The following is a 13,571-nucleotide window of genomic DNA, read 5'->3' on the forward strand; positions in this document are numbered from 1 at the left end:
TTCGTATCGCGCGAAATCGATACGGCTTGCGCTTTTCGGTATCGAGTTGCTCATGGGCCAACATGCGTTCGAATGGAACGAGACCGTGAACGGCGGGACCCACAATGACCCACCGATTGCACCAGCCGGTGAACCAGCTGTTGTTGCTGCTTAGCAAGACGCTGCAAATCTGCTAAAGTCTGCGATGGGAGGAGACGGATATCCAATCACTGCCGATAGCACAGCCAAATGTAGCTAAGGCGACACCCGGCGCATCACTTCCGCTCGCCTATTCCCTCGCGACGCTCTGCTGGCTCCTGTCCGCCGGCGTCTATATTGCCGCCAAGTGGGTTGCCCCCGAGATGCCGCCTTGGGCGCTCTGCTTCTGGCGGCTGACGCTCGCCTGCGCGATCCTGCTGCCTATCGTCCATCGTCATCACGGGGCGATGCTCGTGCTGATCCAATCCCGGGTGATCGAGGTGCTGGCCATCGGCGCCATCGGGCTGACCTTGTGTCAGGGCATGATCTACACGGGCCTCAACTACACCAACGCGACAACCGCCGGCATCATCATGGCGCTGTCGCCGATCATGACCATGGTGCTTGCCCGCTTCGTGCTTGGCGAGCCCCTCGGTGTCTGGAAAGCGCTTGGAGCGCTGGTCGCTCTGGCTGGGATGGTGGTGATCGTGGCGCGCGGCGACCTTGCCGCGCTGATGCAGCTACGGTTCAATCCCGGCGAGTTGTGGATCGTCGGCAGCGCGCTTTGCTGGGGCCTCTACACCGTGCTGCTGCGTCGCGCGAAATTCGGCATTGAGCTTCTGCCGATGGTGGTCCTGCTGCTGGGAGCCGGCGCGCTGGCCGCACTGCCTCTCTATCTCTGGGAACTGTTTTCCGGGGATCGTTCGGCGCTGCATGCGAACGGCCTTCTGGCCCTCGCCTATGTTGCCGGCCCGGGCGGCGCTCTGATGTACTATCTCTACAACCGCAGCGTCGAGACGCTTGGCGCCGGGCGCGCCAGCATGCTGCTCTATCTGCAGACCGCCTTCGTCGCCGTGCTCGCTTATCTGTTCCTTGGCGAAAGCTTGCACGACTACGATCTCGCCGGCGCCGCCTTCATCGTCGCCGGCCTGCTGCTCGCCACCGCGATCAAGCCGAGGCAGCGCACGGTGCGTGTCGCATAGCGAACCTCAGCACCGTCGCTTCGGCCAGCAATTCGTAGAATCAAAGCACCACCCGAAGCGAAGCCGGATCATTGAAGCCGGCTCTGTACCGCGCCTTGGCCCACGCCGCCCGTTGATTAATGCCGTTCAGCCATCAAGCCAAAGGGAGACGGCGCTCGTTCCCGCCCATCCTCGAGCTCGAGCATCGAATCGAAATAAGTTTTCCAGCGCGTATCGTGAGTCACAACGCAGATCGCGACATTGCGGCTGTCCGCCAGATGCCTGAAAACCTTCATCACCATCTCCGCCCGTGTACCATCCAGTGCGGCGGTAGGTTCGTCGGCCAGAATAACGGTGGGATCGTTTGCCAAGGCCCTGGCGATTGAAACGCGCTGCTGCTCGCCGCCGGAAAGTTGGGAAGGATAATTGGAGCCGCGATGTTCAATGCCCAATGCGGCGAGAAGCCGGCTGGCTCGCGCCTGCGCCTGCTGGCGACCGACATCGTTGACCTGCATGGCGATGGCAATGTTTTCGGCGGCCGTGAGAAAGGGGATCAAGTTCGCTTTCTGGAACACAAACCCAAGATGGCTCCGCCTGAAGGCTCGTAGCTCGTTGAGCTTCGCACCGGGACGCGAAATCACCTTGCCGTCGAACAGGACCTCTCCCGTGGTCGGTGTCTCCAGCTGACCGGCGATCATCAGCAGCGTCGTCTTGCCGGAGCCGCTGGGCCCGACGATGCCGGTAACGCTGCCGGGGCTCAAGGTCAGCGAACCTGCCGCCAGCGCGGTGACCGGCGAGCCCCCGCTCTGGTAGACCTTGCTGGCGTTCCGAACCTCCAGCGTGGCGAGGCGGCGCTTCGACATCAGGCCAACACTTCCTGGGCACGGACCGCGAGCGCGCGACGAATCGCAAACCAGCTGGCCGCAAGGCTGAGTGCCATCAGCACGAACGACAACACGCTAAGATCGGATTCGGTGATCAGCACAGTTCTTGGAAACCTCGGATAGATCGTAAACGAGATGGCTATGGCCAGAACGAGGCTGCAAAAGCCGATCAACCCCGCCTGCTGCGCAATCATGCCGATGATCACCCGGTCACGCGCGCCGATCAGCTTCAGAAGTGCTATCTGCGCGACCTTCTCGATCGTCATCGTATAGATGGTCAGTGCTATGACGGCGCAGCAGATCAGCAGCGTCATCGTCGTGAAAGCCAGGATCTGGACGCGGAGCTTGCCGAGGCGGCCGTCCAGTAGAAGCGTTTCCTGGTCCTGCTGCGTGAGGACCTCGACGTCGCCCCAGCGTTTGATCGAGTCACGCACGACCTCCTTGTCCGCGCCCGGGAGAGTTTCGACGATGACGGCAGCGACACTTCCGGTCTCGTCGCCGAGACCCATGCGCGTCTTGCCCTTGGCCGCACGGTTGAGGAGGATCGCCTCGCTGGGCAGCAGTTGGTTGATGACCTGCGCGTCCGGGATGGTGACGAACAACAATCCGTCGCCACCCATGTCGACCTGCCCGGTCGACACGCCGACAATCGTATAGCTATCTCGTCCAAGCCGGATCTCGTCACCCACAACCAGGCCGAGAGTCTTGTCGGCGATGGCCTCATAGCGATTTGATTGGAAGTACCGGCCGGCGATCAACGGTATCCAGCTGCCACTGTCGCTTGGATAGTCCACACCAGTGACCGACATGCGCAGCGGAAGCCCGTCAATTTCGAACTGCTGGTTGTATTGGATGAACCGCCGCGTTGCCGCCACACCGGCCACACCGGCCACGCGGCGATCGAGATTGGCCGGAACGGCGGAAGATTCGGCGAACGGTCCGGACTTTCCCCCTTCGACGACCCAGAGGTCGGCACCAATGCCGTCGATCACGATCAAGGCTTCGTAGACGATGCCGCGATACATGCCCAGCATGCCGATCGTCGCCGCCATCAGCAGGCCGACGCCGAAAACGGTCAGGATGAACCTCAGCAGGTTATGCCTGATATCTTTGACCGCGAGATTCACCTGCCCAATGCCTGGAGGTTAACCGCCTGGTACTGGAAGCGGCCTGTCGGACTGAGCACGACATCACCTACCTTTAGGCCGCGCGTGATCTCGATATCGGTGCCGCTGGAGTAGCCCAGTGAAACAGGAGCCCAATAGGCCCGCCCGTCATGTGCAATCCATAGACCCACCCGTCCCTGGTTTCTCGCCAGGAACCGCTGTGGCACCGCAATGCCTGGTGACGGCGATTCCGCTTGGATGGTGACGCTTGCACGCTGACCCACAGCCCAGTTCGCCGGCACCTCACGCAATTTAAGATCGACCGTAAACTCGCGGGTCTCTTGATCGACCTGCCGGCCGATCCGCGCAATGGAAGCAGCGTAGGGTCGTTGCGGATCCGATGAGAAGGTGACTTTGGCTACTTGCCCCGGCCGAAGCGACCCCATTGCGGATTCGTCGAAGCGTGCCATGACCAGCAATGACGTCGGGTCGACAATCTGCATCAGTTCGACGCCCGGAGAAAGCAGGTCCCCCACCGTGCGGCTGCGGGAAACCACCACCCCGTTGACAGGCGAGCGTATGGAGGTTTCGCCGAAACGGCTTCGTATCTGCTCGACCTCGGCGGAGGCGGCCGCGACCTGGGCCTTTGCGCGCTCGATGCTAGCGGTCGCTCGCGCCAATGCGGCCTCGGCTTGCTTCTGGGTACCTTCGAAGAGGTCGAACTCGGCCTGAGAAATCGATTTGCTGGCGAGCAGGCTCTTCCTGCGATCCAGATCTGCCTTTGCAGTACGGGCGGCGATAGCCAGCCGGTCACGCTCCAATTCGGCCTCGCGCACGCTCTCCGCCGCAGCCCGGTCGTTGGCGACCGCGGCGGCAAGCTGATACTCGATTTCAGTCGCGTTTAGCGTGGCGAGGATATCGCCGGTCTTCACCTCGTCATTCCGGTCGACGCGAACGTCGGCCAGGAATGCCTGGATCCGTGCCGTCACGATGACCTGGTTGGTTGCACCAAGGAGGCCGGGTCCGGCGATTTCACGCGCGATCAGCCTTCGCTGGGCGACATAGGACTCCACCTGAGCAGGCCAGATATACCAACCAGAAAAGAGCCCGACTGCCGCCAGAACGGCAAACAAAATTAAGATGAAGCGAATCACGTATCTTTACCTGCACCGGCTTCCACCGGCCCCGCTGATCCTGGATCGACGCATCGCTATATCGCCGCCTGCTCGGCGGCGTCGACCGCCGGTTGCCCAGCCAACAGCCGTTCGATGACTTCCCTTAGGATATCTTCTGCTTCCGCATGGTCATAGCCTAATTGGTCGAATATCAAGGTCAGACCGAGACCGTTCGCGGTCGGAAAGGTACACAGATCCATCTCGCTGGTACGTGGTTTTTCTCGTCGCATGTCAGGCAGGGGCGTCACTTTGAACATGCCGAGATCAAGCTCGCCACTGGCATGGGCCCTTTGAAGCGGGGCCGACTGCGTGGCGCGTGTCCATCTGTCGACTGTTTGGGTGCCGGCGACGAAGAGGGAGGTATAGGACCCCATGGCTACGACATCGTCATGCACGTCTCCGAAGTAGTTCGAATCCATGAAGGGCGCGAAATGGATAGCCTCTTCGATCCCTTCTCCGAGCGAACCGGCTAACGCTTCGATCGTCTCGAACCGCGACAGCCGCACGCGCACGGGCACGTCCGAGGCGACGAAATTGACATAGTTCTCCAGCCGCCGGTCGTGGCGCAAGGCTGCTGGAACCTGCATCACCATGTCGTCCACGCCGCCGCGCGCCCCGATGGTCTGCGCAAAGGCCGCGATGATCATGGCCGTTTCCGTCGTGCCGGCTGCCCTGGCACGCTTGCGCAGCGCATCCTGCTGGTCGCTGGCTATCGAGAGCGTCACGTCCTCGCTGAGGCTGCAATCGATCAGATTGACATTCGTCCGCCAGCCTTTCGCCTTGCGCCCGAGATTGGGAACCTGCGGCAAGGGCTCGACGAATACCTTGCGCAGGAATGCGTCGCGCCGCTCGAACGAACCGGGTTTTCCGACATGGTCGAAATCCCGGATGAACCGGTCGATACTCATTTCCACCGGATCAAGAGGCAGCCCGAGATAAGCCTTGACTGTCTCCTCGACGATGAGGCCGAGGGAATAGCCGTCAACGACGAGATGATGTGCCTTGGCGACGATAAGGTCGCTCTCGGAGCCGAACCGGATGATCGTGACACGGAACATCGGCGCCTCGATATCTATGCCTTCCTGCGCGAGTTCGGTTGCGCGCTCCATCGCTTCGGCCTCGTCGGCGACTTGCTCGACCCTGAAGAAATCGGTCGGCGTCCTTTCCAGATACGCGCCGTATCTAGCCCCCTTGCGGAAGAACCGGGTACGCATCACCTCGTGGCGCGCCATGACCGTTTCGATCGCTCGTCTGAGACGATCGGCGTCCATCTGCGGCCGGATCTTGAACTCCTTGCTTACAATGAATGCGGCACGCGCATGCGAAGTCGCGTCTGGATGTTCCTGGAAACGCAGTAACCCCAGTTGTGTGCTGGTCACAGCAATCTCTCTTTCGACGTTGGGCACGCCGTCGAGCGGCGAGCGCTCGACGTCCTGGCTTCCACTCGGCTGACCAGACCACTCGCGCAGCCTCCAGCCCGTTGCGGTGGGCAGCAGGCGGCCTGACGTTTCGAACTCGGAGGAAAGCTCGTCCAGAAACTGATCGAGTAGCAACCGCGCTGTTGCTTCTTCGACGACGTCGAGATCCACGCTCAGCCGGCAGACAACACCGGCGTCGCTTGCCGCTGCGGACAATTGAATCTCGTGCGCGGATGCGGGGATCGCATCGAGAGGATGGTCCAAGGCGGCGAGCGCCGTAACTTGGCTGCCGTCGAGAAAAGCGAAGCCGAATTGGCGCAGCGAAACATGGCGGATGCGCAGATCCTCTTCGAGCGCCAGTTCCAGGGACGACGTATCCATTGACCGATGCGCGTGGCCGTTTGCGTCGGCACGCTCGACCTTCCTCAGCAGATCGTAACCGAGTTCATTCATGGCTCGCAGGACAATCGGATAGGACCCATCCAAGGGGCCCATCAATCCGCTTGGTGCTCCCTCCCCGCGCTCGCTATACCAGCGGTCGACGACGATTGATTGGAGCGAGAGGCGGTTTGCCAAGGCCTTGGCATAGGCGGTCAGAAAGCGCGCGGCCGGCAACTCCGATCTCGACGCGAATGCTGCTGCGGGAAGCGTAATTTCCAGCAACCCGACACGGCCCCTGTTCGTTCCCATACCGGCGGGAGACGAGGCACGACTGCGGCCGGGGATCGGTGTGATCGCAGGCGCGTGGTGAAGGATCTCCTTCCAGTAGGCGAAATCGCGACGATACTCGCTCGATCCGGGCACTGGATGAACTGCGCGCGCATAGTCGGCAAAACTAGGCGCTGCTTCGACCGCTTCCGCTTCGTCTTGCACAAGCTGCGCGAGCAAAAGGTGAACCGACAACATGTCGGCAGCCGCGCGATGAGCCCGGATTTGCAGGTCGTGACCGCCATCCTGCCGCTGCCACGCGCCGATCCGCCATAGCGGACCAGGCAGTGCCACATCGCCCAAACGACCGCCCGGCGAAAGCACTTCAACAATAGGTTGAGCCTCGAAGCCGATCTCTACGGCGCCGGACGCCGATATCGCACCCGTCATCCGGAGCGCATCGTGTCTCTCGACCAGTCGCGCCAATCTTGTCGCAAGCGCAGCCAGCGACACGCCGGGCTCAATACTCGTCTCGACCAGGATCTGATTGTCGGCCTTTGCGACGGCCGACGACATCGGCCGTCCATCCAGCATCATCGCATCGACCTGGCGGCCCAGAGGCCGGAAGGCTTCCTGCGCTGTAACGCCATCGGAACTCGATTGTGCGGCCAGGACCTGCAAGGCGGACGCCTTCAGCTTCGCCTCGAAAGCGGAAGCGACGAGGCGCGATAGTCCCGCGATCGTCGGCGCTTGCAGGAACTTGGCGACAGGGATGTCGACTTCGACCTGAGCCTCGACGCGGTTTTTCAGCTCGAATGATGAGAGGGAGTCGAGACCTAGCTCACTGAGCTTGCGGTCATCCGCCAAGGCGCTTGCCTCGACCTTGAGGACTTTCGCCACTTCGCGCCGGATCATGTCGGCGAGCAGGTCGTCCCACGCCTCGCGTGGCGCGGCTGCAAGCTCGGCCTGAATGCGAGAGCGCCCTCCGGTTCTGTCTCCAAGCAGCGGCGAAATCCTCGGATTCGTCGCTGCGCCGGGGTTCGTGCGCGCGATCGCAGCCCAGTCGATATTGGCAAAGCCGAGATTCTCCGATCTGGCGCGCACGAGATAGGACAGGGCCGCCGCCGCTTCAGAATCCTGAACCGGCTTGATGCCGACACTATCGAGATAGTTGGTCATTGCTTCCGACCTGGCAACGAATCCACTGCCGGCGATCATGCCCCAAGCGGTCGACGAGCCGGCCAGGTTGCGACCCCTGCGGTACGTAGCGATTGCGTTCAAAACAGAGTTGGCCGCTGTGTAGTTGGCCTGCCCAGACGAACCGATAACCTGCGCGATCGAAGAGAAATTCACGAAGAAATCCAGTGGGATATCGTGTTCGACGACGGCGACATGCAAGTTCCACCCGCCGGCTATCTTCGGCCTCAGCACGCGGTCGATCTTGCCTGCATCGAGCTGCGAGACGAAAGCGTCCTCGATCACCGCGGCGCCATGCACGATGCCGCGCAGAGGAGCGTCACCCCCAGCATATTCGCCGATCAGCCTGGCAACGGCGGTAGCATCGGTCACGTCCAGCGCCGCGCGAACGATGCGCGTGCCGCGTTGCTCCATGATCTCGATAGCCACAGCCGCTTCGGCATCTGGAACACCGCTTCGATTGGCAAGGATGATAGTCCCCGCGCCTTTCTGACTGAGCCAATCGGCGATCGCAACGCCAAAGCCTTTGAGCCCACCCGTGACGAGGTAGGAGGCCCGAGCGGAGACGGCGAACTGTGCGCCGAGGTCAAGTTCGATGTCCACGGAAGGTTCGTCGAAAGTGACGATCACCTTGCCGATGTGCAGCGCTCGCGAAAGCATGCGCATGGCTTCCGCCGTGCGCGATGCCGGGAAGCGAGTCGCCTCCAGCGGCTTGTAGACGCCGGCGGCAACCTTTGCCTCGACCTCCGCCAGCAATTGCCTGAAGAGGCTCTCCCTCTCCACGGGGAGCGTCGAGAGGTCGATGACCGAATAGGCGTTGTTGCGATAAAGCGAGCGAAGCCCGATCGGCTTGTCGTCGGCGAGATCGCGCTTGCCGATTTCGACCATCCGGCCGAAGGGCGCCAGGCACTCCAGGCTCTTGTCGATGCCGTTGCCAGACAGCGCGTTCAGCACCACGTCCACGCCGCGGCCACGCGTCAGGGACCGCACCTCGTCGGCGAAATCGAGAGCGCGCGAATTCATGACCTCGTCCACGCCCCATTTCTTCAGGAAGGCGCGTTTTGTGTCGCTACCTGCAGTGCCGAAGACTCGAGCCCCCACATCATGCGCGACCTGGATGGCGGCGAGGCCGACACCACCCGAAGCCAGATGGATCAGCGCGATTTCGTCCTGTGCCAATCGGCCGATATGTTTGAGTGCGTAGTGAGCGGTAAGGAACGCTGTCGGGAGGGTCGCGGCCTCGATCAGATCGATGCCGTCGGGTACGCGCATGGCGAGATCCGCCCGGAGCTTGGCGAAGCGCCTGAGGTAGCCCTTGCCCATACCCATGATGCGATCGCCGGGCTTGAGGTTGGTCACCCGTTCGCCGACCCTGCGGACGGTGCCGGCGAACTCCAGCCCGAGATTGCGCCAATATGCCTCGTCGCTCTCCAACTCGTCCGGCAAGATGCTGGTGGCCGCCATAATGTCGCGGAAGTTCAGTCCGACCGCGGCGACCTCGACCATGACCTCGTCCGAAGCCAATTCGGGATCAGCGATTTCGCGCAGTACGATGTTGTCGATGGTACCGGGCCCCGTCATGGTGACGGCGAAGTTGGAAGAATCCCGCGCCGTCTCCAGCGTCCGCCGCAACGGCGCCACTTCGTGCAAAGCCAGTTGCTCCAACCGCGGGACGTAGCGTTCGGCGCCGCGCAGGACGAATTCCGTCTCTGCGGTTTCCTCCAGCACGGCACCTGAAATGCTCACCCCCGAGTGCAGCGATGTGGGATCCGCATCGATAAGACGGATGCCCAAACCTTTGAACTCGTTTGCCATTGTGCGAGCAATGCCGATTAAGGCGCTCTCACTCAGGCCTGAAAGGCTCATCGGCTGGTCACCTTGCACAAGCCGGCTGCCGGACGTGACGACAACCAGTTCGGGCCGCGGTTCGGACGAACTGTGCAGCCGGTCGATGACTTTTCCAAGCGTGATTAATTGGTGGACGATAGGCGTGATCCTGGCGAGAAGCTCGTCCCCGCCTGCTTTGTCGTCGAGTTTTTCGGGGGCGGCGGCGCTGAACAGGATGCCGCCTTTCCCACCCGATTTGGTCATGAATGCCCGGATCGTGGCGAGCGCTTCATCCGCATCGAGGTTCAGGAACGGCGCCGGGTTTGCGACCTCGACCGTCGCTCCACGGCTAACCAACTCAGCCAATGTCGTTTCGAGGCGCTGCGTTCCATCACCCACCACCAACCAGTGGGCGCAACGCAATGAGGGCGCTGCGGGTTTGGGTTCCTGCTTCTCGAAATGCTCCTCAAAAACACTGGAGCCCGAGCCGGCACCCTGCTTGGCCCTGCTGCCCCTGACCTTGCCCAGCGCCTTTGTCTGAAGGTTGTCGAGAACGATGAGCGGCTGCCCTTCCGGCGAGAATACGCTGAACCGCATTGAGTACGGGTCGAGACCCGGCCGGATGTCGACGATCACCTCGGGCGTCATCGGAGCGCCCAGCAGGATCTTGCGCGCGCCGGTTGGCAGGCGCAACTGATACTGGGCCTTGTCTTCATTAGCCGGCGGCAGCGATTCACCTGGAACCCACACGCCGTCTCGATGCGAAGCCAGGCCGATGCCGGCCTGGAGCACCGCGTCGAGCAATCCGGGGAAGGCGAAATACTGCTTCGACAAGTTGGGGTCCTTGCTCGACAGCTTGGCAACTAGGCGGTCGCCGACAATGTCGAGTGCGTTCACCGACTGGAAATAGGGACCGTATTCAAGCCCGTGCCGTTCGGCGAGACGGTAGAATTCCGTCTTTTCGACAAGGTTCGGGCGATCCAGCAGGAGGTCGGCGGGAGCTGGTGCAAGTTCATATTTGTGGCTGAAGCCATAAGCTTCGGCACGAGTCCTCCAGCCGTCGTCCGAACCCCGATGGAGCGTGGAGATGCGCAGCCTGCTACCGACCGGATCGAACGTCGTCGTAAACAATATGACGTCGTCCTCTGCGATGGAAAGCGCTTCGTACAGTTTGAAATCACGCAGCTCCACGGAGTCAGATCCGAAATGGTCGCGCAGCGCGGCCCCCATGATTTCGATGTAACCGACGGCCGGGAACAGGCAATCGCCGCTGACGCGATGGTCAGCCAGGAATTTGAAGCCTCTAAGCGTGATTTCGTTCGTCCAGGACGGCCCCGCGGTGAAGTCGCGCCATCCAAGCAGTGCGTGCCGGGGTGCCTCGAACAGGAAGCTCTTGGTTTCCTCGGATGTATTCAGCAGGCGCTGGTTGTTCCAGGGTAACTTGGGAACGGCCACGTGGCCACTCGACGATTTCGGCCGGTCGAATTCGACGCCGGCAACATGCAGGCTGCCCTCGGCCCGCGCCAGCGTCCAGAAATCGTCAGTTTTGCGATCGAGCGAGTTCACCGCGGCGGCGTCTGCGCCGCGCTCCTGCGAGATGCCTCGGATGAGCGGCGTTAGCGTGCGGTGCGGACCGATTTCCAGGAAAGTATTGATGCCGAAATCGAGGGTGAAATCCAATGCCTTGGTAAAGCTGACGGGTTGGCGCAAATTGGCCCACCAGTAGTCGGCGTCGAATTTCGTCTCGAATATGCCGGTGACGGTCGAGATGATCGGCAGACGGCCTTCTTTCCAGCCGACCGGACCCAGTTCGCCGAGGAACCATTCCTTGCAGTCTTCCAGATGCGCGCTGTGCCATCCGAAATCCATGGTCATCCGGCGGGCCGTCGCATCGGGATAGGCTTCCGCGACCTTGGCCAGTACGCCAAGCACCGCGTCCTCCATGCCGGAAATCGTTTGCGCGATCGGGCCGTTGTAGGCGGCAATGACGACGCTTTCGTCACCGGGGAGCAAAGGTTCGAGTTGCTGAACCGTCAGCCCTATCGTGGCCATTGCACCGCGCCGCTCGCTCTTCAGCGGTATGAGGCCGCGTTTGGCGATGATGCGAGCCGCCGTCTCGATATCGATGATACCTGAAACGTAAGTGGCCGCGACCTCGCCGAAGCTGTGGCCGATCAGAAGCTCAGGCCGTACGCCGGCCTTTATCCAGCGTTCGTAGAGGGATATCTGCGTAGTGAAGATGGATGCCTGGGTGACGTCGGCATCGTTGATGCGGGTCTTTTTCTCGTCCCGCAGCATCTCCTCGACGGTCGACCAGCCGACCATCGGACGCAGCACTTCGTCGAACATCTCGGCGGTTCGGCGAAACGCACGGTCTTCCTTCAACAGGCGGCGCGCCATGGCCCACCACTGGCCGCCCTGGCCCGAGAAGGCGATGGCGAGCCGACGGTTGGATGCCCTGCCGGTGATGATGGTTGGCCCTTCCGCGCTTTGCTCGATGGCTCCCTTAGCCAATGCGCGCAGTTGGGTCTGGAGCGCGGCGCGCTCCGGCTCGACGATGAGCGCAGCCCGTTGGGCGAAGTTATCGCGCGCGCTGCTCAAATGGGCGGTGATGTCTTCGACCGGCGTCTCCGCAAGGGAGCCTCCCTGCTCCAGCGCATCGGCTAGACGGCCGGCCCACAGTTCCAGTCCCGCCGTGCTGCCGGCCGAGATCGGGACGGCTATCGGATGGCCGGCTATCACCGGCCTTGGCGCACGGTTGGCGTTGGCGGACAACCCCCGCCATCCTTCCACGGCGATGGAGGCATTGGTACCGCCAAAGCCGAAGGAGTTGACGACGGCCAGGATCGGCCGGCCGTGGTGGTCGATCGGCGTCGGCTTCGTTGCCACAGCGATGTTGAGCGCGTCGAACGGAATGCTCGGATTCGGGCGCTCGAAATTCCGGTTCGGCAGCACGATGCCCTTTCCCGCCGTCAGCACCGTCTTGATGAAACCCGCAATGCCGGACGCCGATTCGAGGTGGCCGAGATTGGGCTTGAACGATCCGACATAGGCCGGTTTTGGGCGTGAATTCACCCCGAATACGCGGCCGATAGCAGCCGCCTCGATTGGATCGCCGACCGGCGTGCCGGTTCCATGGGCCTCGACATAGTCGACATCGGCCGGATCGATGGAGGCGCCTTCCACCAGCGCCTCCAGCATTGCTTGCTGTGCTTCCCCGCTCGGAGACGTCAGGGTCGGCGTATACCCGTCCTGATTGACCATCGAATGACGGATCACGCCATAGATCCGGTCGCCGTCGGCAATTGCCCGGTCGAGAAGCTTCAGCAACACGAACCCGCAGCCTTCGCCGCGCACGAACCCGTCCGCCCTTTCGTCGAAGGTGTAGATACCGCCGGTCGGCGAGAGCATGTTGGCGCTGGAGAATGCGATGAACGGCCCTGGATCGAGCATGCAGTTGACGCCGCCGGCGAGCGCCGTTTCACAGGTGCCGGTGCTCAGGTGGCGCACTGCCTGGTCGATGGCAACGAGCGCCGACGAGCACGCCGTGTCGACGGCGATACTCGGCCCCTTCAGATCGAAACGGTGGGATATTCGGTTGGCCGCGATCGAGAACGCCGAACCGGTGCCGGCAAAGATGTCGCCGCCGCCAACACGTCCGCGGCGCAGGTTCTGCGCGAAATCGTTGGTCGAGATGCCGATGAACACGCCGGTGCGTCCACGGCGCAGATCGGCCAATGTGAGATCGGAATCCTGCACGGCCTCGAAGGCCACTTGCAACGCCAGGCGCTGCTGCGGGTCCATCGTTGTCACCTCGCGGGGCGACATGTCGAAGAAACTCGGGTCGAAGCCGAAAACGTCGCTGGCAAGAAAACCACCCCAGCGCGTCCGCATCTTTCCCCGGGCATCGGGCTCCGGATCATAGAAAGCATCGACATTCCAGCGATCTGCCGGGATATCGACGATGCCGCAGTTCTTCTCCAGGAGAAAGTTCCAATACGAGTCCGCGTCCTGGATCCCTCCGGGGAACCGACAGCCAATCCCGATAACTGCGATTGGCTGTGTTGACTCAATGACCTGCTGAGGGGCATCGCCCCCACGATGAATGTTCATGCCCAGACCCCCGCCTAGTATACACCGTGGATTGCCCAACCCCCGGCGCATTTAAGTCACGGCG

5 protein-coding genes are annotated in these 13,571 nt (G+C 62.1%); 1 reads left to right on the forward strand and 4 read right to left on the reverse strand.

Annotation, left to right across the window (positions count from 1 at the left end; translation table 11 throughout):
• Window positions 1-200 precede the first annotated feature (200 nt).
• Window positions 201-1,160 carry a DMT family transporter gene (locus NKI22_RS07780; protein WP_352515704.1) on the forward strand — a complete coding sequence of 320 codons (960 nt, stop codon included), beginning with the start codon at window positions 201-203 and terminating at the stop codon, window positions 1,158-1,160.
• Window positions 1,161-1,276: 116 nt separating this feature from the next.
• On the opposite strand, the gene NKI22_RS07785 is transcribed toward NKI22_RS07780, so the two are convergent.
• The 4 genes from NKI22_RS07785 to NKI22_RS07800 form a co-directional block, all read right to left on the reverse strand.
• Window positions 1,277-1,900: an ABC transporter ATP-binding protein gene (locus tag NKI22_RS07785; RefSeq protein ID WP_352958341.1), complete on the reverse strand. Its 624-nt coding sequence runs from the start codon at window positions 1,898-1,900 to the stop codon at window positions 1,277-1,279.
• A gap of 101 nt (window positions 1,901-2,001) precedes the next feature.
• Window positions 2,002-3,150, reverse strand: coding sequence for an ABC transporter permease (locus NKI22_RS07790; protein WP_352642740.1), 1,149 nt, complete (start codon window positions 3,148-3,150; stop codon window positions 2,002-2,004).
• Window positions 3,147-4,283, reverse strand: coding sequence for an efflux RND transporter periplasmic adaptor subunit (locus NKI22_RS07795; RefSeq protein ID WP_352642738.1), 1,137 nt, complete (start codon window positions 4,281-4,283; stop codon window positions 3,147-3,149). Before NKI22_RS07795 ends, NKI22_RS07790 begins: the two co-directional genes overlap by 4 nt.
• Before the next feature lie 56 nt (window positions 4,284-4,339).
• Window positions 4,340-13,558 (reverse strand): SDR family NAD(P)-dependent oxidoreductase, encoded by a 9,219-nt coding sequence (locus tag NKI22_RS07800; RefSeq protein WP_352958343.1) that lies wholly within the window; start codon window positions 13,556-13,558, stop codon window positions 4,340-4,342.
• Between the last annotated feature and the right edge of the window lie 13 nt (window positions 13,559-13,571).

This window comes from Mesorhizobium sp. M0778, from assembly GCF_040320105.1.
In the GTDB taxonomy this organism is placed as follows: domain Bacteria; phylum Pseudomonadota; class Alphaproteobacteria; order Rhizobiales; family Rhizobiaceae; genus Mesorhizobium.